Origin of the sequence: Halorubrum rarum (genome assembly GCF_048380895.1) — an archaeon.
Taxonomy (GTDB): domain Archaea; phylum Halobacteriota; class Halobacteria; order Halobacteriales; family Haloferacaceae; genus Halorubrum.
Map to the genome: position 1 here is coordinate 324,436 of NZ_JBLWMN010000001.1, position 19,665 is coordinate 344,100.

Here is a 19,665-nt window from a genome sequence, read left to right on the forward strand (position 1 = left end):
GGACGATTCCTCGCTCGCGGTATAAGGGTTACCGTGAGCCCTTAAGACATGGGACGGAGACCCACCGACTTGGACTCGGATCGTCCGATTCCGCTCGGTCGCCTCCGCCTCCCACCGCCGATCACTCGAACCGCGAGAGCCCGGACTGTCGTCGGGGGCCGCCGCCCTCGGGCTCCGCGACCCACGCCGTCCGACCGTCGCGGAGCCCGGCACGGTCCACCGGTGGAGGGTCCGCGGGGTCGTGCGCCGCACAGGTCTCCCCGCAGTCACGGCCGGGATCGACGACGTGCTCGAACCGCTCGCAGTACGGTCGCCCGTCGTCGGTCGCCGACGCGTGAGCACAGGCCGGTGGTTCCGGCCGCCATCCCTTCCCGTAGGCGCGTTCGGCGACCCGCCGCCGCTTCCGGGCTTTCGCCTCGGAGCCGACGAGCGCTACGTCCGTCCGGAGCGGACGCTCCTCGCGGATCTCCACGCCGGGCGCTGCGGTCGCCAACGGCTCCGGCTCGCGAACCACCTCGCGGTCGCCGGAGTCCGGGTCGAACCGCCAGACGCCGACCGCGTCCGGGATCCGGTTGAGATGCGCGCGGGTGACGTAGGAGGCGGTCGCGAGGACCACCCGATCGAACAGACCGAGCGCGACGTCGTACCGCAGCTGGGCCCGCAGATCCCCCGGGACGCCCAGATCGGGCTTGTTCTCGACGGCGGTCAGCGAACTGACCCAGTCGTCCGGATACCGAGCCGTCGCACGAACGACCGGCCGCCCGCCGCGGCGCTCCCGTTCGAGGTACCCGGCGTCGACGGCGGCATCGGCGACCGCCTCGGCCCGGTCCGGCGGGAGGTCGAACGCGTCCGCGAGCGGGATCGCCTCGCCGGGACCGACGGGTGACTCGATCGCGGGATCTGGGATCCGGTCGGGGGTGATCGCGGCTCGGGCGTCGAACCCCGGGCCGGGCGACAGCACGCAGACGTCGACGATCCGCGCTCCGGGAGCCGTCACGCCTGAGCCGAGCTGGCGAGCGACGACGCGATCCGGCGATTCGAGCGCGGCACACAGCGCCAACTCGAATCGGAACTCCATGGATGCTCGAGGCTCGGGACGGGCTAAAACGCGTCGTCGTCGGCTTCGGACGGCCGGACAGGGCTCGCCGCACCGTTGCACGGTCGAATAGGGCCCGGATCTCGCGGTCGAAACCCGTATTCCCGGCGGCCACCTACGCCGGGGTATGCGTCCGGTCACCCGGAACCTGCTCGTCGCCATCGCGCTCGTCCTCCTCGCGCTGCTCGCGTTGGGCGCGCTCCCGAGCTATCTCGGAAGCGGGGACCCGTACTATCTCACCGCCGAGCACGTCGACACCGACGAGTCGGCGGCGAACGTCGACGACCTCTCGGATCGGCGATACCCGTATCTGGTCGGCGCGCTCGAAAGCGACGACGGTCGGTCGGACGGGTACCGGATGGGACCGTACGGGATCAAGGAGTGGTTCACGCACACCCCCTTCGACGAGGTCGACGCGCTGACACAGCAGGTCCCTGCGGCCGGGATCGACGACGGCGTCCGCGTGGAGTACGAAGGGGAAACGTATTACGTCGAGGTGACGCAGCCGCCCCCATGACGGACCCCGAGCGTGATGACGGCGAGCACGTCACGGACACTGCCGCACGCGACCTCCGGGACCTGCCCGCGTTCGCCGACGGGCGGCTCCACTCGCTGCCGGGCGAGCCCGAGTGGCCGGTGCGCGAGGTCGCCGTCGAGTACGACGCCGGGTGGTACGTCGGCGGTTACGACCGCGTCGAACAGCCCGACGGCACGGAGAAGAACTACTACTGGGCGGAGCTCCCGCCCGCGACGGTCGTGATCGCGGTCGCCGACGACTCGGTGCTGTTCGTCGAGCAGTACCGCCCGACGATCCGGGAGACGAACCTGGAACTCCCCGCCGGCATCGTCGAGCCGGGCGAGTCGTACACGGAGGCGGGGGCACGCGAACTCGCCGAGGAGACGGGGTTCGAGCCCGATTCGACCGCGCTGTTACAGGAGGTGTGGTGTTCGACCGGGCTGCTTCGACACCGGCGTGGCTACGTGTTCGCCGAGGGGCTCGACCCGGTCGACGTCGCCCTCGACGACAACGAGTTCCTCGTCCCGCGGACGGTCCCCATCGACGAGGCGATCGACGTCGCCCGCGAGCCGCCGACCAACGACGCGACGGTGGAGGGGTTGCTGTTGGCCAAAGAGGACGGGCTTTTATAACGAATCGAGGGTCTCGCCGTTGGGTATTTATAAGCCGCCGCCGGACCCGGTCACGCAGCTCCGGTACGCCGCGGGGCTGTTCGTCGCGCTCGCCGTTCTCTTTTATATACCGATATTCCGTCGCGGCCCGTTCGTCGGCGATGCGTGAGGCGATCGCTCCGCGGGTACCGTCGAATCCGACGCGCGTCCAGTTCCCCGCGCCGACGGGGAGGTATTAGTCGGCCGAGCCCCTGCGTCCGTTCATGAGCCGGACCACGGACCAGTCAGTGTTGCTGTCGGAGGACCCCCCGTTGGACCTCCGGCTGTCGGACCGCGAGCTCGACGCGACCCGCGACCGTATCGTCTCCTTCATCGGTGACCTCGTCGACGACGCGGGTGCCGAAGGGACCGTCCTCGGGCTTTCGGGTGGCATCGACTCGACGCTGACCGCCCACCTCGCGGTCGAGGCGCTCGGCGAGGATGGCCTCCACGGGATCACGATGCCCTCGGCCGTGAACGACCCGGACGTGATGAGCGACGCCGAGCGCGTCGCCGACGACCTCGGCATCGAGTACGACGTCGTGGAGATCGGGCCGATCGCGGAGGGGTTCTTCGAGGCGTTCCCGGACGCCGCCGAGAGCCGCATGGCGAAGGGGAACGTCTTCGTCCGGACGCGAGCCGTACTGAACTACTTCGTCGCCAACGCGGAGAACCGCCTCGTGCTGGGAACCGGGAACCGCGCGGAGGCGATGACGGGCTACTTCACGAAGTACGGCGACCAGGCGGTCGACTGTAACCCGATCGGTAACCTGTACAAACAGCAGGTTCGCCAGCTCGCGGCCCACGTCGGCGTCCCGCGCGACCTCGTGATGCAGGAGCCGACCGCGGGCATGTGGGAGGGCCAGACCGACGCCCAGGAGATGGGGCTCGACTACGACACCGTCGACGCGATCCTCGCGGTCCACGTCGACGGCGGGCTCTCGCGGGACGCGACCGTTCGCGAACTTGGCGTCCCGGCCGAGGCGGTCGATCGGGTCGTCGAACTGACCGAACGGAGCGCCCACAAGCGGTCGATGCCGCCCGCACCGGAGCGATAAGCCGGAACCGCCCGCCGGCTCCGATGGACGTATCGACCCGGTAGCGATCGAGGTTCAGGCGTCCTGCGCACGCTCCTTCGCTATCTCGGCTATCCCGGCGTTCGCCGAGCAGTTCGGACAGGCGTGGACCCGCCCTCGTTCGTCGGCGAAGACGCGGACGAACCGTTCGGAGACGTGTTCCTCGCAGTGTTCACACGTCGGCATGGGGTGATGGAGCGTCGTGGATCATGAGTGTGTGCTGTACACGTGAGCGTGGGTGACGAACGCATATATTGGCTGTCCGAACTCTCTCCAAAATTCCCCCGAGATCCGTCGCGGTCTCCCGGATCGCATCGTTTCGATCCCCATTAAAACGCCCGCGTCGTGCCGTCTCGATCCTCAGTTAAAACGCCCGCGTCGTGCCGCCTCGATCCCCATTAAAACGCCCGCGTCGTGCCGCCTCGATCCTCAGTTAAAACGCCCGCATCGCGTCGAGCACGTCGTGTGCCGAGCCGTCGTCGATGTGGTCGCGAGCGATCGTCAGCCCCTCCCCGATCGAGTCGGCGTCCTCGCCGGCGTAGATCCGGAGGGCGGCGTTGACCGCGACCGCGTCGGCGAACTCGTCGTCGCGCTCGCCCGCGAGCACCTCCTCGGTGATCCGCGCGGAGTCGACCGCGACGTCGTCGACGCCCAGGTCCTCGCTCTCGACGTCCATCCCGTACTCGGCGGTCTCGATCTCGAAGTCGTCGAACGCGGGCTCGCCGTCGCCGCCGTCGGCGTCCCACTCCGCGACCTTCGTGTAGCCGGGACGGACGTCGTCGTACCCCTCCATCCCCTGGAACATCAACACGCGGTCGAGGTCGTGGAACTCGCTTTCCGCGAACGTGTCGACCACCTTCTTCGCGAACGCGAGGTGATAAAAGGAGCCGAGATGCGTCGACGCCCCCGCGGGGTTCGCGAGCGTCTCGATCGTGTTGACGAACGTGCGGACGCCCATCATGTCGCGGCGCTCGAACAGGTCGTCGATCGCCGGGTTAAACGCGGGCTGGTAGTAGAAGCCGAAGCCGGTCTCGTCGACCATGTCGGCGGAGTCGGCGGGCGTCAACTCCGTGTGAACGCCGAGCTCGTCGAGGACGTGTTTGTACGCGTCCTGCTTCTGGGTCGGGACGCGGTCGCCGGAGTGGACGACGACGGGGGTTCCGGCCGCGGCCGCGACCGCGCCGGCGGCGACGCCGAGGATCGCGCTCCGCCCCTTGCCGTCGTAGTTCGCGCCGCAGTCGACGGGGTCGCAGTCGGGTTCGGCGTACTCGACGCGTTCGCACATCACGTCCGTGTACGCCGCCAACTCCTCCGGATCGTTGCGCTTCCAGCGGTTCGCGAGCCAGAACGCGCCGAGCGTCGTGTGGTCGGGCTCGTCCGCGAGAATGCGCTCGAACGCCTCCGTCGCCTGCGCGCGTGTCAGGTCGTCAGCGGACTTGTGACCGGATCCACACACCTCGGTCATCAGCCGTTTGAGGGGCCACTCGCCGAACTCCCGGGTCGCTTGCGCCATGCGACCCCGTTCGGGTCGTCGAACGAAAAGCCTCCCGCTCGACTCCCGTCGAACGGGAACGGTGGTCGCCACCCGAACGACGTCGACCGAGCACGATGACCGCCCGGAGGACGCTGATCGGTCCGCTGACCGTCCTGCCGATCGGCCCGCTGACCGTCCTGCCGATCGGCCCGCCCAGTTCGGCCCGGTTCGCCGTCGAGTGTACGATGCGGGAACGTATCAGCCGCCACATCTGGCGAAAAGGGAGATAGAAATTCCAGTTCGCACGCTCGTTTGGCGAAAATGACGACGTCCCCGTGTTACCAGATACCGAGAAGACGCAGCCCATACCGGTGAACTGCCTCGGGGTCAAGTGGTTCGAGACGCCAAAGGCGTCTCGTTACCCCGGGAATCGAAGATTCTCGGACGATCCCGAGGCACTCGGCCTGCTCCGCCTGTAGATGAATCAACGGTACTGACCGCACACGGATGAGACATCTCACCCGATTGGGGTTCCACATAGTCAACTTTCAAGGACTATATACGCCCGTATAACCACTTTTGAGATATCTCTCCGGTTATATGGTCTCTCAAAGACGATACTGTTATGTATGTGTACAGTAACTGATTGACGTACCCTGATGACGTCTCACTCCGTTGCCACCGCGCTGACGCTGTATCGTTCCCGGACCATCACGCTGGAGCAGGCGGCGACGGCGAGCGGCTGTTCCGCCGACCAGATCCGCGCGAGCGCTCGGACCATCTCGCCGGACGCGGTCGGGGCCGATCCCGTACGGTAGCCGCCTCGGCGGTCGTCGTCGCTCCCCGCACGGAAACGAACCCGCGTGCCCGTTTATAAGGCGTCGCTCGCCGGTCCGAAAGCCGTAGGTACGTCCCCGACCTACGTCGGCCAATGAGTCTGGACGCGGACTGGCGGGCCGCCCTCGACGCGATCGACGCGGCCCTCATCGACGAGTACCAGAGCGACTTCCCCGTCGAGTCGCACCCGTTCGAGCGGGTCGCCCGCGAGATCGCGGCCGAGACGGGCGTCGACGTCGACGGCAAGGCGATCCTCGACCGCGTCCGCGACCTCCGAGAGCGCGGCGTGTTCCGGCGGTTCGGGGCGGTGCTCAACCCACCGGCCATCGGCTCGTCGACGCTCGCGGCGGTGCGCGCGCCGGCGGACCGCTTCGACGAGGTGGCCGAGGTCATCAACGGCTACCGACAGGTGAACCACAACTACCGCCGCGACCACGAGTGGAACCAGTGGTTCGTCGTCACCGCGGGGTCGCGGGAGCGACGCGACGCGATCCTCTCGGAGATCGAGGAGCGGACCGGCTGTGAGGTGCTGGCTCTCCCGATGCTCACGGACTACTACATCGATCTGGAGTTCCCGGTGGTGAACGGGGACCGGTTCGCGAGGGAGTCGCTCGGCGAGACGACGGTGTCCGCGACCCGCATCTCCGAGGACGCCCGCGGCGACCTCACGCCCGTCGAGGCCGACCTCCTCCTCGCGATCCAGGACGGCTTTCCGCTGTCGGCGACCCCCTACGCCGACGTGGCGAGCGAGATCGACGCCCCCGTCGACGACGTGCTCGCGGCGGTCGAGCGCCTGCTGGCGGACGGCTGTATCAAACGGATCGGCTGCGTCGTCAACCACGTCGTCACCGGGTTCACGAACAACTGCATGGTCGTTTGGGACGTGCCCGACGCGGCGCTCGACGAGCGGGGCGAGGCGGTCGGCAGCCTCCCGTACGTGACGCTGTGTTACCACCGACCTCGACGGCCCGAGCAGGGGTGGGAGTACAGCCTGTTCACGATGATCCACGGTCGCGAGGCCGACGCCGTCGACGCGAAGATCGACGAGCTGGCGGCGGAGTACCTGCCGTTCGAGCACGAGCGGCTCTACTCGACGGAGACGCTGAAACAGACGGGCGCGCAGTACGAGTCGCTGGTCGCGTCCGACGACGACGGACCGTGAACCGATCGCCGCGCTATCACTCGATCGCGCCGACCTTCTCGGCGACGTAGCCGAACTGGTCGCGGTAGCCGTACGGCGAGAGGAGGACGGGGTAGAACGGCTCCTCCGCGAACAGCGCCTCGCCGTCGGCGGCGGCGAACCGCTCGCCGGCCTCGACGCGTCGGAAGTTGCGCGCGAACACCTCGTACGTCTCAGCGTCCGGCTTCGGGATACGCTCTCGCAGCCGGAACACGTCGACGTCGTCGCGGCCGCCGGCGTCGACGACGTCCTCCGCGCCGGGCGCGGGCAGCGCGCCCGTCGCCGCGAGGAACGCGCGGGTCAGCCAGTACGCGTTGTCCGCGGCACCCTCCGACGCCTGTAAGCCCGCCTCGACTTCGAGGGTGTGCGGGTGTTCGATCAGCCGACCTTCCGTGAACTCGTCGGTTTGGATGATGACGTCGACCGGGAGATGCGGGGCGACGCCGCGGGTGATCTCGTCCATCGAGTCGACGACCGCGAACGGGTCGGCGTACGACTGCGTCGAGTGGATCGCGAGCGTGGTACAGCCGGTCAGCTCCGACTGGACCCGGTGTGCCAGCCGCCCTTCGTGGGTGTCGGCGTTTGGGTCGCCGGGGAACGCCCGGTTGAGGTCCTCGTCGAGGTAGCGCTCGCCCGCGGCCAGCGCCTCCTCGTTTGCGACGATCAGCTTGATCGGCCGCTCGACGGCCGGGTCGTCGCTCAACAGCCGCTCTATCGCGCGTGCACCGCAGGGCTCGTCGCCGTGGATCGCGCCGACGACCGCGATCTCCGGCGTGCCCTCTCCCAGCTCGAAGACGTCCATGATACATCGGAGCACGTCAGCGACTAAGTGGCGTTCGGATCCGCCTCGACGTTCGCCCGGTACAGCTACGGGCCGTGTTCGAGCCGTTCCGCGTACTCGTAGTCGACCGGGTACGCCTCCGGCCGCGCGCCGTCGAGTCGGATCGCCCAGCCATCGATGGCGGTCGGGTCGTCGAGCGCGGCGCGGAGCCGCGTCCGGACCGCCGCCACGTCGACGCCGTAGAAGTCCTCGGGGACGCCGTGGAGGTACTGGAGCGCCGTCTCGAACAGCGAGCGCATGCCGTCGTCGTTCTCGAAGTCGACGTGCTTGTACGCGCCCGCCGCGACCTGCACCATCCCGTGGAGGTACGCGGACTCGACGGTGCCCGACCCGTAGTTGTACCACTCGTCCTCGAAGCAGTCGTGGGCCTCGTGGTACTCCCCGGCGTTGAACAGCCGAACGCCGTGCTCGGTCGCTCGACGGAGCGTCGCGTGCTCCCAGTAGCCGCCGCCGACACGAGCGTCGGCTCCGGACTCGTCCGACGTCGCTCCGTCGCCCGAATGCCACCCGGTCGGGTCCCCGAGCGGCGGGGCGACGCCCGGATCGCGGGTGTGATCGTCCATGCGGACGATTTGGACCGGGAACGTCGTAAGCGTAGCCCTCACACCGAGCGCCGGGAGGACGGGGACCCGAAACGCGGAACCGACGGGATAAAGAGCCGGGACCGAAAACGATCGGTCGCGTGCGAGGGTAGCCAAGCCCGGAAACGGCGGCGGACTCAAGATCCGCTCCTGTAGAGGTCCGTGGGTTCAAATCCCTCCCCTCGCATGACCGCGTCCACAACGCGCGAATGCACAAGGGGGAGAATTTGAATCAGGGAGCGCCTCCGGCGCGACCGTGGTTCAAATCCCTCCCCTCGCATCGACGGGGTCCACGCCCCGTGATGCGGAAGGGCGCTCTCGGAGCGTTCTTCCCTCGCAAAACTTTCACACGGAGCAGTTCCACCAGCGACGGGTTCGATCTCACTGATAAATGGCCGATAGGCTTCGCGAGTATTCATTCCCCGGTCGGCGATCGAGAGACGCGTATGAACACCGCCACTGAGCACGGACGAGATCCCGATCGCGGCAGCGCGAGCGACTCGCCCGCGGACGAAGCGAGCGACCGGCCCGATACCGACCGGGACTACCGGGCACACCTCGAGCGCAGCCGCCGGACGTGGGACCGCTGGAGCGACTGGTACGCGATGAGCGAACGGGACTTCGAGCCGATGCGCGAGGACGCGATCGACCGTCTGGATCTCGATCCGGGCGATCGCGTGCTGGACGTCGGCTGTGGGCCGGGAGTGAACCTCGAGCGGCTTCGGGCGGACGTCGGCCCGACCGGGCAGGTCGTCGCCGTCGACTACAGCCCGGAGATGGTCGCGAAGGCCCGCGAGCGGGTCGATCGCCACGGCTGGGAGAACGTCGAGGTGGTCTGTGCGGACGCGACGCGTTTCGACGCCGACGAGGGGTTCGACGCCGCGATCGCGTCGCTCTCGCTGAGCGTGATGCCCGACGTCCGCCGGACTGTTGCGAACGTCCACGGGCTGCTCACGCCGGGCGCGCCGTTCGTCGTCTTCGACGTCAGGCCGTTCCCGGAGGGCCCCGCGCGGGTACTGAATCCGCTGGTACGGCTGTGTCTGCAGTGGTACGCCAACTGGAACCCGGACGACGACGTTCTCGAGACGCTACGGCTCGTCTTCGCGGAGTGTCGCGTGCTCGAGACGTACACCGCCGGGACGACCTACACGGCGCTGTGTCGGGCGGCGGAGACGACGACCTGACAGCGAGCGACGGCCCGGCAGCCGGCGGGCTACAGCCGTCGGTCGAGGACGCGCTCGATGGCATTTGCCTCGCCGCGGCGGAGGAGCTCCGAAGTCGTAGAGACTGCCACGCCGAGCTCGTCCGCGACGGCTTCGATTCCGTTCCGCCGGGGAACCTCGTAGTAGCCGAGGTCTCGAGCGGTCGACAGCGCCGCAATCTGGCGATCGGAGACCGGCGTGCCGGTTGCCGTCACGCCGTCGCTCGTCCAACGAACGTCTATCGACACGCCGGTCGCGAGCTCCTCGATCACGGCGGACAGGTCTGCCGAGTGGCCGACGATCGTCAGGCGGATCGTGCGATCGGAGCGGATATCGATCGGCGGGACGACCACGACGGTCTCCTGCGCGAGTGCGTTCAACAACGACAGGCCGTCTCTCTCCAGCTCTTGGCGCAGGTACAAAAAGCAGCCGTCGTCGGCCGGCGTCACGTCGTACTCGAGCACCGTCTCGAGGTCCGTGAGCAGCGACTCATAGGCCGCGACCTCGCCGTACACGTACGAGGTGATCGTCTCGACGCCGTCGACCGCTTGCCCGCCGAGGACGACCTCCCGATCGAGACCGGGTGACGTACAGATCCCCTCGTGGATCGGCGAGAGCGTCTCCGCGTCGTGATACAGCGACACCCGAACGGATTTCATCGATCGGCTCGACGATGCGGTCGTATATAAACCACCGATACGCTTCGCGAGCGGATGTGGGACGACCCGGGATCGAACCGGGTACGTTCGGACGTTCACTTCCGTCCCGATGGCGACGGCACCCTGACCGCCACGCTCGACGATTGACGTTCCGGCCGATCCGCCGGTTCTCTCGCGGGACTGATCCACGATATGTTCGTATAATGCATATTTAATGATATCTATTGAAATAATAGGATCCCCACGCAAATTGCATATACGCCATAGAAATCCATAACGATCGTTAGATTGATTTACTATCTGATGTTATATTCAACAGTACGATGCACCCCGAGAGAGAGGCACCGAATCGAAGCGATAGTTCTCCGGTCCTCGAGGGGGCCGTGCGGCCGTCCGACGACGGGCTCTACCGTGCGCTCGCGGCGGCACGGCGTCGACTCCTCCTGTACTACCTGATCGATGCGGACGAACGTACGGTCGAGGAGCTCGCGACGGTCCTCGCGGGGCGGGAGGCCACCGAGACGGGGACCGCGAGGACCCGTGACGACCGCGACCGACTTCGTGTCCGGCTCGTCCACTCCGATCTTCCCTTCCTCGACGAGTGCGGGCTCGTGGCCTACGACCGCCAGGACGCGACGGTCACGCTCGAACCACTCGATCCGTTCGTCGCCGAGCTGGTCCGCCGCAGCGTCGACCGATCGTCCCGCTCCTCGCGATGATCGAGTCGCTGTTCGCCGAGATCCGCGATCGCGAGCCTCGGTTCGTCGTCTACGGAACCGACGAGTGGACCGAAGTCGAGACCCGATTTGCGACCCACAACGTCGAGATCGATCATCGATCGCTCCCGTCGGGGTTCTCCGCTCCGTTTCTCGTCGTCGAGCGGGACGGCGAGTTCGCCGGCGCGCTCGGGCTGGACGCCCTGGACGGGCTCCTCGAACCCCCGATCGTCCGGCCGGGAGACGGGGATAGCGTGTCCGACGCGTATCGAGCCGTCTTCGACGTGCTCGACGACACGGTGTTCACCTCGATGGACCGTCGACGACTCCTCGCGATCAGCCGGGAGATCGAGGACCGCGCCTACCGGGTCGGAGCCGGGACCCTCCGCGTCGGCTTCCAGACGCTCTCGACGTTCGAGTCGCAGGTCGAACCGTACCGTCGACTCGCGACTAAGACCGAACTCGACGTCCACGTCTACGGCGTCCCCGACCGGACGCCACCGACGGTCGCAGAGATCACCTTCCACGAGGACGCGGACGGCGAGTTCGAGCGGTACTGGCTGCTCGCGTTCGACGGCGGTCCGGACGAGAGCGATCCCTGTGGGCTCGTCGCAAAGGAGCGCGCGGACGGCTATCGCGGCTTCTGGACCGACGACCGCGACGTCGTTCGTTCGATCGCGGCAGCGCTCGAGTGACGACCGGTCCGGGCGTCCGCTCGCCGTCGCGTCGTGCGAACTGTTAACGTTGTCGAACCGTAACGTCGCGTATGGGAACGCAAGGTCCTCGCTCCGACCTCCTCGACACCGGCAACCCGACCGGCGGGGTTCCGGACACCGTCTGGCAGTACCTCGCGCTCGGCGTGGCGCTGCTGGTCGGGTTCGCGCTGTTGAGCCAGAGTCTGGTCTACGGGGTCGGCGTCCTCGCGCTACTGGTCGTCCTCGTCACGATCGTCAGCGCGGTCGAGATCGTCGACGCCTACGAGAAGGAGGCGCTCACGGTGTTCGGCGAGTACCGGAAGCTGCTCGAACCCGGCGTCCACCTCATTCCGCCGTTCGTCTCGCGGACGTACGCGTTCGACATGCGGACCCAGACGCTTGACGTTCCGCAACAGGAGGCGATAACGCGGGACAACTCGCCGGTGACGGCGGACGCGGTGGTGTACATCAAGGTGATGGACGCGAAGAAGGCGTTCCTGGAGGTCGACGACTACAAGAACGCCGTCTCGAACCTCGCACAGACCACCCTCCGGGCCGTCCTCGGCGACATGGAGCTCGACGACACGCTCTCCCGACGCGACCAGATCAACGACCGGATCCACGAGGAGCTCGACGAGCCGACCGACGAGTGGGGGATCCGCGTCGAGGCCGTCGAGGTCCGCGAGGTGAACCCCTCGAAGGAGGTCCAGCGCGCGATGGAACAGCAGACGTCGGCGGAGCGCCGCCGCCGCGCGATGATCCTGGAAGCGCAGGGGGAACGCCGTTCCGCCGTCGAGCAGGCCGAGGGTGACAAGCAGTCGAACATCATCCGCGCGCAGGGCGAAAAGCAGAGCCAGATCCTCGAAGCGCAGGGGGACGCCATCTCGACCGTGTTGCGCGCGCGCTCGGCCGAATCGATGGGCGAACGCGCGATCATCGAGCGGGGCATGGAGACCTTAGAGGAGATCGGCAAAGGCGAGTCCACCACGTTCGTGCTCCCCCAGGAGCTCACCAGCCTCGTCGGCCGCTACGGCAAGTCGCTCTCCGGCTCCGACGCCCAGGAGATGGAGGGGTTAGAGAGCAAGGCGTTCGACGAGGAGACCGAGCGGCTCCTCGGGTTGGAGGACATCGAGAGCGCCCTCGAACAACTGGACACGGTTGCCGACAGCGACCTCCGAACCGACGAGACCCGCGACGCGGACACGGCTCGTGATGCCGACACGGCTCGCGCTGCCGACCTCGCTCGCCAGTCGGAGACGGCTCGCGAGGCGGAACGAGACGTCGAACTGGAGACCGAACGCGATCGGTCGGACACCTGACTCAACGGTGAGCGCCGCCAAATTTCCAGTCGATCGCTTATACACAACCGACGTATACCGACGTCCACCGACGTACTCGCGGATCGACGTACCACGTCACGATCACGGATCGACGTACTGCGTCACAGCACCGCGAACAGGACGATCCCGATCAGCACGAACACGCCGTAGAGGCCGGCCATCACCTCTCGCTTGAGCGGGCTTCCGAGCGGCTCCGCGGTCAGCCGGCGTATCGGCGGGAGGATCGCGATCCCGCCGAGCAGGAGGAACCACGCCTCGATCGCCGGGACCATCGTGAGCGCGACGACGACCGTCCCGTAGCCGGCGGCGTAACAGCCGCGTCGCCAGAGCTGCTCGCGGTCGGACAGTTCCTCGGCGGCCGCGCTGAACACGTTCGAACCGCCGTCACCGTTCCCGTCACCGCCATCGTTCTGACCGTCGGACATCCCCGACTCCGCAACCACCGTCTCGGCCTGCTCCTGGACGTACTCGTCGAGTTCCTCGGCCGCCGCCTCGGTCTGTGGCGCACCGCACTCGACACAGAACCTGGCCGATTCGTCGATCGACGCCTCACAGCGGGGACACGACTTCATCCTCATCGAAACGGCACCGCGGTCGGGCTTAATACTTCGGAACGAGAACCGTCGCCGGACCCGGCCGCAGTCATGCGATCGACGCGGGAGCGAGGCGCGGTCGACGCGGATCCGCCACCGTCCGTTCTCTCGGCTGATAATCAGGGGCGCACGTTTTAATCCCGGACGGGCGCAGTTTTCGACGGACACACCCGCCGGGCTCGGGTCGCACGGGCCGGACCGCGGCGGCGTCGGACACGATGTCACGCACTCGCCCCCCCGTCGGCTCCGAACCCGCCCTCCGCACCGATCAGCGGCGGCGACTCGCGGGCTCGCTCCTCCTCGCGGTCCTGCTCGCCGCCGGGCTGTCGGTCCTGCTCGCGGTCGCCGCTCCGGCGATGGCCGCCGACGGGGTCGACGGGCTCACCGTCGATCCGGTCGAGAGCGACGCAGGCGAAACGGGAAGCCACACGGTCGAGCTCTCGGCAACCGGCGTGAACGAGACCGGAGCGGTCACCGTCGCGTTCCCCGACGCCTTCGGCGACGACGGCGACGGAAGCGTCGGTGCGGTCGGCCCCGACGACGTCACGGTCGACGGCGGCGACCTCGACGGCGACCCCGCGGTCGAGGACGGCGGGGTGACCTTCCCGGTCGACGTCGACGGCGAGTCGGCTGACGTCGACGTGACGGTCACTGTCGAACTGACGCAGCCGTGGGCCGCCGACACGCACGACGTGACCGCGGTCGTCGAGAGCTCGGACGGCACGGCGGCGAGCGAGACGGCCGCAGACGCGTTCGAAACGACCGTCAACCCGACGTATCTCGTCGACGGGCGGCCGCGATCAACGGTCTTCGACGGGCAGTCCGTCACCGTCGCCGGTCTCGAGCCGGGCGTGGACTACCAGCTTCGTCGGGGGGACGAGGACGACAGCGCTCCCGTGGTGACCGAGACGGCCGGACCCGACGGGACGTTCGCGATCGACACGACCGACCTCGCGGTCGACGACGACTACTTCCTGGACGGCGTCGACGACCCCACCGCGGGCGACGGGTTCGAGCTCGTCGACCACGAGCTCTCCGCGGCCTTCGGTGCCGAGACGGTCGCGGACGCGGGGGACGGTGCGACGACGTCGTTCTCGGTCGACTCCGACCTGCGAACTGGCTCCTACCCGGTGGACGTCTCCGCCGGCGGCGCGCTCGACGCCGCGGAACTGTTCCGGATATTCACCGGCGGCGAGTCCGCGGACGGGGTCGCCCGTGACGCGGACCCTGACGACCTCGACTCCGCGACGACGACGGTCGGTCCGTCCGGCTTCGAGGTCGCGCTGTACGACCCCGACGTCGACGACGCGAACGACCGGATCGCCCTCGTCGACGGCGGGGAGAACGCCGGGACGGTCACGTTCGCGGACGTCACCCGGACGACGTACGACGTCGAGGCCCGGGCGCTCGATACGGACGCGACCGACGCGGCGAGCGTCACCGTCGAGGAGGCGTCGCTCGGCGGCTCGTTCGGCCAGGAGATCTACACCTCGACGGCCGGCGACCTCGTGACGATCTCGGCGGACCTGGGGGAGGCCGACGAGGGATACGTGATCGTCGGCGGGGACCGACAGAGCGACCCGGACGTCTCGTCCGGCTACCTCGACGTGCTGTACGTCGAGGGGAACCCGACGATAACGATAAACACCCGACTGATCGGCACCGACGCCGACACGGACGAGGTGTACGCCAGCGACGGTACCGTCGTCAGCTACGCCCACGAGTACGGGCCGGAGACGCACGCCGCGGACACGGAGACGTTCTCGGACCTCGGGTTCGAAGACGAGGACGGGAACGAGATCGCGGACGACCTCTCCGGGTTCCGGAGCGCGGCCGGAACCGGCCGGATCGCCGGGCCACTGATCCCGCTTCGATACGGGCTCGTCGTCGGGAACGGGGACGCGATCGTGGTTCGCGACGACGGCGTCGTCCAACCCGAGCGTCGGTTCGCCGGATCGAACCTCCTGTTGACCGCGCCCGAGTTCCGCGAGTCGATCGAGATCCACGACGTCCCGAGCGGCTCCGCGAGCGGGGAGGAGTCGGTCGGCGATCTGCTCGACGGCGGTCTGGAACGCACGAACGTCACCGAGGGCGACCGGATCGTCTTCGGGCTGGAAGCGAGCGGGATCTGGGGGGCGCTCGCGCACCTCTCCGACGAGGAGACGGTCTACGAGGACCGCGAGGCGAACGCCGTGCTCCTCGACGACCTCCTCGCCGCCGACGAAGGCGTCTCGCTGTCGGTCCGGCAGACGAACCCCGGACGGAACGAGCGGCGGACCGAACTGGACCTCGCGAGCGCCTCGACGGGCGACGCGTACCTCCGCTTCGACGATCCGGAGGACCTGAGCGATCTCGGGGACGGCCCGACGATGGGGGCGGTGTATCTCGTCGTCGACACGCGGGGGGACGCCTTCACCGACGAGCTCTCGCCGGGCGACGAGTTCGAAGTCGAGTTCGCGCTCGAGGGCGACGAAGGCGAGCGCTTCCGATTCGACCGGTCGGGGTCGGGGCCTCCCGGCCCGTTCGAGGCCGAGTCGGTCGGCGACGACCGGATCGACCAGCAGTTCCCGTACTGGGCCCACGACGAGGGCGGCGTCAACGCCACGGCGACGTTTCGGATCCGCGAGGAGAGGCTGGAGTACGACCGGACCACGGCGGACGGCGACCTCCTCGTCGAGAACGACGACGGCGCGACCATCTCGGGGAACACGACGATGCTCCCGTCGACGGAGCTCCAAGCGGAGCTGATCTCCGACGCCGGGCCGACGCCGACCGTGTCGAGCACCGACGTCGGCATCGACGACGACGGTCACTTCTCGATCGACGCCGACTTCTCCGCCGTCGAGCCCGGCCAGCGGGTGATCTTCGAGCTGTACGACTCCGAGGGACTGTACGACCGGCGGTCGGTCGTCGTCGTCACGGATCCCGACGATCCGTTCTCGTTCGTCATCGAGAACGCCTCCGAGACGGTCACGGTGGTCGAGGGAGGGACGCTCGAGAACCTCACGGCGTCGGTGCGAAACGAGGGCGACATCCGCGGCGTCGATCGGCTGGAACTGGCCGTCGACGGCGGATCGATCCGCGCCGACGAGCGGGTCAGACTCCGGCCTGACCGGTCCGAAACCGTCGGCTTCGACGACGCGACCGTCGATCTCGAGCCGGGCGAGTACCCGTTTACGCTCGGCGTGGAGGGCGACGAAACCGACGGAACGCTGATCGTCGAGGAGAGCGACGGCGGGACGGATCTCGCGGATGACGCCGAACCCGACGGGGCCGACGGGGCCGACGGGGTCGACGGCGGGGCGGCCGACGACGCCGCCGATGCGGTAGCGGTCGACGAACCGGTGGCGGACGATGCCGCCGATGGAGGGGCCGACGATACGGGGGACGGCGACGACGGTGACGACGATGCGGGGGACGGCGACGACGGTGGCGACGAGGACGCCGCCGCGACCCTGATACCGCTCGGGATCGGGACGCGCGAGGTACTCGGCGGCACGACCATCGTCGGTGCGACGTACGTTCTCGGACACTGGGTGTGAGCGTCCGTCGATCGTACCCGGGTGGCTTGTCTCGGTCGCGCCCGGGTGGCTCGTCTCGGTCGCGCCCGGGTGGCTCGTCTCGGTCGCGCCCGGGTGGCTCGTCTCGGTCGCGCCCGGGTGGCTCGTCTCGGCCGCCGCGAAGCTTGCCGCGGTCCGGGACGGGATCCCCGAGTTCCACGGTGGTAGCCACAAGAGCGGCCACTATCTGGGGAGTATTACCCGCGGAACCCGTAGCTGGGTCCATGTCCGATCGCATGCATCTCAACCTCTTTACGATGAACTCCGTCGAGCACGTCTCGCCGGGGTCGTGGACGTATCCCGGCGACCAGTCGCCTCGGTACACGGACCGATCGTACTGGACGGAGGTCGCACGGACCGCGGAGCGCGGCGGGTTCGACGCCGTCTTCTTCGCGGACGTGCGCGGGGTCTACGACGTGTACGGCGACGACCGCGGGGTCGCCGTCGAGAAGGCGGTCCAGACGCCCGCCAACGATCCGCAGCTCGTCGTCCCCGCGATGGCGGAGGTCACCGACGACCTCGGCTTCGCCGTCACGCGCTCGACGACGTACACCCATCCGTACCAGCTCGCACGGGAGTTCTCGACGCTGGACCACCTCACCGACGGCCGGATCGCGATCAACGTCGTCACCTCCTACCTGGAGTCCGCGGCCGCGAACCTCGGGCTCGACGAGCGGATGGACAAGGAGACGCGGTACGACCGCGCCGACGAGTTCCTCGACGTCTGTTACGCGCTGTGGGAGGACTCCTGGGCGGACGACGCCGTCGAGATCGACCGCGAGACGGGCCGGTACACGGACCCTGAAAAGGTAACCGCGATCGACCACGAGGGCGACCACTTCTCCGTGCCGGGGCCGCACGGCTGCGAGCCGTCGCCACAGCGCACCCCCGTCGTGTATCAGGCCGGCTCGTCGGACCGCGGCCGGGAGTTCGCGGCCGCCAACGCCGAGGCCGTCTTCGCCAGTCAGCCGACCGAGGCGGGCGTCCGCGAGTACATGCAGGACGTGAAAGCGCGGGCGGCCGAATACGGCCGTGACCCGGCGAGCCTCACGTTCTTCATCGGCGTCGTTCCCGTCGTCGGGGAGACGGAGGCGATCGCGCAAGCGAAATACGACAGCTACACGGACCACGTCGACGTCGAGGCGACGCTCGCGCTGCTGTCCGGCTTCCTCGACATGGACCTGTCCGCGCTCGACCCCGACCGGAAGGTCGAACACATCGAGACGGACGCGATCCAAGGCACGATGAACGCGTTCACGAAGTCACAGCCCGACCGCGAGTGGACCGTCCGCGAGGTCGCGGAGTTCTGCGGGCTCGGAACCACGTCGCCGACGATCGTCGGGACGCCCGAGGAGGTCGCCGACGAACTCCAGTACTGGCACGAGGAGGTCGGCGTCCACGGATTCAATATAAAAGAGGTCGTCCGTCCCGACTCGCTGACCGACTTCGTCGACCTCGTGGTCCCCGAGCTTCGCGAGCGCGGGCTCGTCCCCGACGCCGACGCGGAACCACGGGGATCCACCCTCCGTGAACGACTGCTCGGCGAGGGCCAAACCGGGCTCCGCGACGACCACCCGGCAAAGAGATAAAAATACGAACACGTCCTCGGTGAAACACGTGACTGCGGGGCTATTGTTAATATATATTGTTCTATTAGTACGACAGCTCTGCCGCCCCCGGCATCCTTAAGTGTGATCCGGCGTTTGCTTCAGGTGACGCTTCGCTTGGAGGGCCGAAGCGTCAGCGGGGACCTATCGAACGGCACGCCCGTGCCATCTTTTCCCGGCACGGGCCGCCGTTCGTCCTTTCGACGTGATACCGCTAGCGGTGCGTTCGGTCGTCGAGCCGCGGTTTCGGTCGGGACGACCCGTCGTCGGTCTCGTCGACTCGCGGTTCTCGATCCTGTCGACTCGCGGTTCTCGATCCCGTCGACGAGAGATTCTCCGCCTGGTAGGTCCCGTACTAGAGATTCTCCGCCTGGTAGGACCCGTCGTAGGTCCCGTCGTGGTCCGCACGGGCGAGCACGAGCTGTGCGATCCGTGCACCGGGTTCGATCTCGATCTCGTGTCCGACCCGGAGGAGCCCCTCGCCGACGCCCTCGTAGCCGGCGTCCCACACGGCGGTGTTGAGCATTGCGGCGTTGCGCAGCAGCGTCGAGCGCGGGTAGACGAACCCGACGTGACCCTCCGGGATCCTGACCGGTTCGCCGTACCGGACCACGTACGCGCCCGGATCGAGGCGGTAGACGCCGGCGGTGCGGTCGGCTCCGTCGCTGGCGTTCGTGTTCGGCGGTCCCGACGGCGACAGCTCCCGTCGCTCGCCGACGCGTTTCCCGTCCCGTCCGATCCTGCCCGGCTCGATCGGTTCGAACATCGAGTCGACCGTGAGGTCGACCCCGTTCGGCTGCCGCTGGTCGCCGTCGAGCTCCGCTCCCGCGGCCTCCAGTGCGGCGGCCACGTACGCCCCCGATTCGTACATACGTCGCGGTCACTCGGACGTGACAAAACCGTGTCGTCGTCGACTCGACCGGCCTTTATTCTCCTTATATATTCATGATGATGCCGGATTCCATAGTGTGTGATATCGTAGCAAATTTCCCCCCGAGAATTGCTGGATTCCGGCGATCCCACACGGTCGATATGGCGGAA

Annotated in this window: 20 protein-coding genes and 1 tRNA gene; 13 read left to right on the plus strand and 8 right to left on the minus strand. The window is 68.0% G+C overall.

Annotated elements, in window-relative coordinates:
• Positions 1 to 121 precede the first annotated feature (121 nt).
• Entirely contained in the window at positions 122 to 1,078 is a 957-nt protein-coding gene (locus tag ACNSN7_RS01580) for a DUF5787 family protein (RefSeq protein WP_418280139.1), read from the minus strand.
• A gap of 145 nt (positions 1,079 to 1,223) precedes the next feature.
• Between ACNSN7_RS01580 and ACNSN7_RS01585 the strand changes: the two genes are divergently transcribed.
• The 4 genes from ACNSN7_RS01585 (at position 1,224) to ACNSN7_RS01600 (ending at position 3,321) form a co-directional block, all read left to right on the plus strand.
• Positions 1,224 to 1,613, plus strand: a complete 390-nt coding sequence (locus ACNSN7_RS01585) for a hypothetical protein (RefSeq protein WP_418280141.1) — start codon at positions 1,224 to 1,226, stop codon at positions 1,611 to 1,613.
• A complete protein-coding gene (locus ACNSN7_RS01590) occupies positions 1,610 to 2,245 on the plus strand; it encodes an NUDIX hydrolase (RefSeq protein ID WP_418280142.1) in 636 nt (211 codons plus the stop codon). The genes ACNSN7_RS01585 and ACNSN7_RS01590 overlap by 4 nt, the downstream gene beginning before the upstream one ends.
• 19 nt (positions 2,246 to 2,264) lie before the next feature.
• Positions 2,265 to 2,393: a hypothetical protein gene (locus tag ACNSN7_RS01595; RefSeq protein ID WP_418280144.1), complete on the plus strand. Its 129-nt coding sequence runs from the start codon at positions 2,265 to 2,267 to the stop codon at positions 2,391 to 2,393.
• Positions 2,394 to 2,487: 94 nt separating this feature from the next.
• Entirely contained in the window at positions 2,488 to 3,321 is an 834-nt protein-coding gene (locus tag ACNSN7_RS01600; RefSeq protein WP_418280145.1) for an NAD+ synthase, read from the plus strand.
• Between the two features lie 54 nt (positions 3,322 to 3,375).
• Here ACNSN7_RS01600 and ACNSN7_RS01605 read toward each other — a convergent pair whose 3' ends face one another.
• Positions 3,376 to 3,525 carry a DUF7563 family protein gene (locus ACNSN7_RS01605; protein WP_418280146.1) on the minus strand — a complete coding sequence of 50 codons (150 nt, stop codon included), beginning with the start codon at positions 3,523 to 3,525 and terminating at the stop codon, positions 3,376 to 3,378.
• A 247-nt stretch (positions 3,526 to 3,772) separates the two neighbouring features.
• On the minus strand, positions 3,773 to 4,852 hold the full coding sequence (locus ACNSN7_RS01610; protein ID WP_418280147.1) for an anthranilate phosphoribosyltransferase: 1,080 nt from the start codon (positions 4,850 to 4,852) through the stop codon (positions 3,773 to 3,775).
• A 620-nt stretch (positions 4,853 to 5,472) separates the two neighbouring features.
• On the opposite strand from ACNSN7_RS01610, the gene ACNSN7_RS01615 reads away from it, so the two are divergent.
• Positions 5,473 to 5,631, plus strand: a complete 159-nt coding sequence (locus ACNSN7_RS01615) for a DUF7317 family protein (RefSeq protein ID WP_418280149.1) — start codon at positions 5,473 to 5,475, stop codon at positions 5,629 to 5,631.
• Positions 5,632 to 5,744: 113 nt separating this feature from the next.
• Positions 5,745 to 6,812, plus strand: a complete 1,068-nt coding sequence (gene ahbB / locus ACNSN7_RS01620; RefSeq protein WP_418280152.1) for a siroheme decarboxylase subunit beta — start codon at positions 5,745 to 5,747, stop codon at positions 6,810 to 6,812.
• A 16-nt stretch (positions 6,813 to 6,828) separates the two neighbouring features.
• On the opposite strand, the gene ACNSN7_RS01625 is transcribed toward ahbB, so the two are convergent.
• The gene (locus ACNSN7_RS01625) at positions 6,829 to 7,632 is read right to left on the minus strand and encodes a M14 family metallopeptidase (protein WP_418280154.1); all 804 of its coding nucleotides are present in this window, start codon (positions 7,630 to 7,632) and stop codon (positions 6,829 to 6,831) included.
• A gap of 65 nt (positions 7,633 to 7,697) precedes the next feature.
• Entirely contained in the window at positions 7,698 to 8,234 is a 537-nt protein-coding gene (locus ACNSN7_RS01630) for a DUF309 domain-containing protein (protein WP_418280155.1), read from the minus strand.
• A gap of 121 nt (positions 8,235 to 8,355) precedes the next feature.
• Here ACNSN7_RS01630 and ACNSN7_RS01635 point away from each other — a divergent pair.
• Positions 8,356 to 8,439: transfer RNA gene (locus ACNSN7_RS01635), tRNA-Leu, on the plus strand.
• 259 nt (positions 8,440 to 8,698) lie between these two features.
• Positions 8,699 to 9,436, plus strand: coding sequence for a class I SAM-dependent methyltransferase (locus ACNSN7_RS01640; protein ID WP_418280157.1), 738 nt, complete (start codon positions 8,699 to 8,701; stop codon positions 9,434 to 9,436).
• A gap of 29 nt (positions 9,437 to 9,465) precedes the next feature.
• Here the strand turns inward: ACNSN7_RS01640 and ACNSN7_RS01645 are convergent, their stop codons facing one another.
• Entirely contained in the window at positions 9,466 to 10,113 is a 648-nt protein-coding gene (locus tag ACNSN7_RS01645) for a helix-turn-helix domain-containing protein (RefSeq protein WP_418280158.1), read from the minus strand.
• 383 nt (positions 10,114 to 10,496) lie between these two features.
• On the opposite strand from ACNSN7_RS01645, the gene ACNSN7_RS01650 reads away from it, so the two are divergent.
• From ACNSN7_RS01650 to ACNSN7_RS01660, 3 genes are all read left to right on the plus strand, one after another.
• Positions 10,497 to 10,832, plus strand: a complete 336-nt coding sequence (locus ACNSN7_RS01650; protein WP_418280160.1) for a DUF7344 domain-containing protein — start codon at positions 10,497 to 10,499, stop codon at positions 10,830 to 10,832.
• Entirely contained in the window at positions 10,829 to 11,524 is a 696-nt protein-coding gene (locus ACNSN7_RS01655) for a DICT sensory domain-containing protein (protein ID WP_418280161.1), read from the plus strand. The genes ACNSN7_RS01650 and ACNSN7_RS01655 overlap by 4 nt, the downstream gene beginning before the upstream one ends.
• A gap of 71 nt (positions 11,525 to 11,595) precedes the next feature.
• On the plus strand, positions 11,596 to 12,843 hold the full coding sequence (locus ACNSN7_RS01660; RefSeq protein ID WP_418280163.1) for an SPFH domain-containing protein: 1,248 nt from the start codon (positions 11,596 to 11,598) through the stop codon (positions 12,841 to 12,843).
• A 122-nt stretch (positions 12,844 to 12,965) separates the two neighbouring features.
• Here the strand turns inward: ACNSN7_RS01660 and ACNSN7_RS01665 are convergent, their stop codons facing one another.
• Entirely contained in the window at positions 12,966 to 13,436 is a 471-nt protein-coding gene (locus ACNSN7_RS01665) for a zinc-ribbon domain-containing protein (RefSeq protein ID WP_418280165.1), read from the minus strand.
• A 239-nt stretch (positions 13,437 to 13,675) separates the two neighbouring features.
• On the opposite strand from ACNSN7_RS01665, the gene ACNSN7_RS01670 reads away from it, so the two are divergent.
• Together ACNSN7_RS01670 and ACNSN7_RS01675 are read left to right on the plus strand one after the other, a co-directional pair.
• Positions 13,676 to 16,999 carry a BGTF surface domain-containing protein gene (locus tag ACNSN7_RS01670; RefSeq protein WP_418280167.1) on the plus strand — a complete coding sequence of 1,108 codons (3,324 nt, stop codon included), beginning with the start codon at positions 13,676 to 13,678 and terminating at the stop codon, positions 16,997 to 16,999.
• Between the two features lie 242 nt (positions 17,000 to 17,241).
• A complete protein-coding gene (locus ACNSN7_RS01675; RefSeq protein ID WP_418280169.1) occupies positions 17,242 to 18,606 on the plus strand; it encodes an LLM class flavin-dependent oxidoreductase in 1,365 nt (454 codons plus the stop codon).
• A gap of 373 nt (positions 18,607 to 18,979) precedes the next feature.
• Here ACNSN7_RS01675 and ACNSN7_RS01680 read toward each other — a convergent pair whose 3' ends face one another.
• Positions 18,980 to 19,495 carry a deoxyuridine 5'-triphosphate nucleotidohydrolase gene (locus ACNSN7_RS01680; protein ID WP_418280171.1) on the minus strand — a complete coding sequence of 172 codons (516 nt, stop codon included), beginning with the start codon at positions 19,493 to 19,495 and terminating at the stop codon, positions 18,980 to 18,982.
• Positions 19,496 to 19,665 lie beyond the last annotated feature (170 nt).

Excerpts from the sequence above, each read along its gene's own strand:
- ACNSN7_RS01590 (WP_418280142.1), top strand. The coding sequence starts at position 1,610 with ATGACGGACCCCGAGCGTGATGACGGCGAGCACGTCACGGACACTGCC.
- ACNSN7_RS01675 (WP_418280169.1), top strand. The coding sequence starts at position 17,242 with ATGTCCGATCGCATGCATCTCAACCTCTTTACGATGAACTCCGTCGAG.
- ACNSN7_RS01665 (WP_418280165.1), bottom strand. The coding sequence starts at position 13,436 with ATGAAGTCGTGTCCCCGCTGTGAGGCGTCGATCGACGAATCGGCCAGG.
- ACNSN7_RS01615 (WP_418280149.1), top strand. The coding sequence starts at position 5,473 with ATGACGTCTCACTCCGTTGCCACCGCGCTGACGCTGTATCGTTCCCGG.
- ACNSN7_RS01680 (WP_418280171.1), bottom strand. The coding sequence starts at position 19,495 with ATGTACGAATCGGGGGCGTACGTGGCCGCCGCACTGGAGGCCGCGGGA.
- ACNSN7_RS01645 (WP_418280158.1), bottom strand. The coding sequence starts at position 10,113 with ATGAAATCCGTTCGGGTGTCGCTGTATCACGACGCGGAGACGCTCTCG.
- ACNSN7_RS01610 (WP_418280147.1), bottom strand. The coding sequence starts at position 4,852 with ATGGCGCAAGCGACCCGGGAGTTCGGCGAGTGGCCCCTCAAACGGCTG.
- ahbB (WP_418280152.1), top strand. The coding sequence starts at position 5,745 with ATGAGTCTGGACGCGGACTGGCGGGCCGCCCTCGACGCGATCGACGCG.
- ACNSN7_RS01670 (WP_418280167.1), top strand. The coding sequence starts at position 13,676 with ATGTCACGCACTCGCCCCCCCGTCGGCTCCGAACCCGCCCTCCGCACC.
- ACNSN7_RS01580 (WP_418280139.1), bottom strand. The coding sequence starts at position 1,078 with ATGGAGTTCCGATTCGAGTTGGCGCTGTGTGCCGCGCTCGAATCGCCG.
- ACNSN7_RS01655 (WP_418280161.1), top strand. The coding sequence starts at position 10,829 with ATGATCGAGTCGCTGTTCGCCGAGATCCGCGATCGCGAGCCTCGGTTC.
- ACNSN7_RS01625 (WP_418280154.1), bottom strand. The coding sequence starts at position 7,632 with ATGGACGTCTTCGAGCTGGGAGAGGGCACGCCGGAGATCGCGGTCGTC.
- ACNSN7_RS01600 (WP_418280145.1), top strand. The coding sequence starts at position 2,488 with ATGAGCCGGACCACGGACCAGTCAGTGTTGCTGTCGGAGGACCCCCCG.
- ACNSN7_RS01585 (WP_418280141.1), top strand. The coding sequence starts at position 1,224 with ATGCGTCCGGTCACCCGGAACCTGCTCGTCGCCATCGCGCTCGTCCTC.
- ACNSN7_RS01660 (WP_418280163.1), top strand. The coding sequence starts at position 11,596 with ATGGGAACGCAAGGTCCTCGCTCCGACCTCCTCGACACCGGCAACCCG.
- ACNSN7_RS01605 (WP_418280146.1), bottom strand. The coding sequence starts at position 3,525 with ATGCCGACGTGTGAACACTGCGAGGAACACGTCTCCGAACGGTTCGTC.
- ACNSN7_RS01630 (WP_418280155.1), bottom strand. The coding sequence starts at position 8,234 with ATGGACGATCACACCCGCGATCCGGGCGTCGCCCCGCCGCTCGGGGAC.
- ACNSN7_RS01640 (WP_418280157.1), top strand. The coding sequence starts at position 8,699 with ATGAACACCGCCACTGAGCACGGACGAGATCCCGATCGCGGCAGCGCG.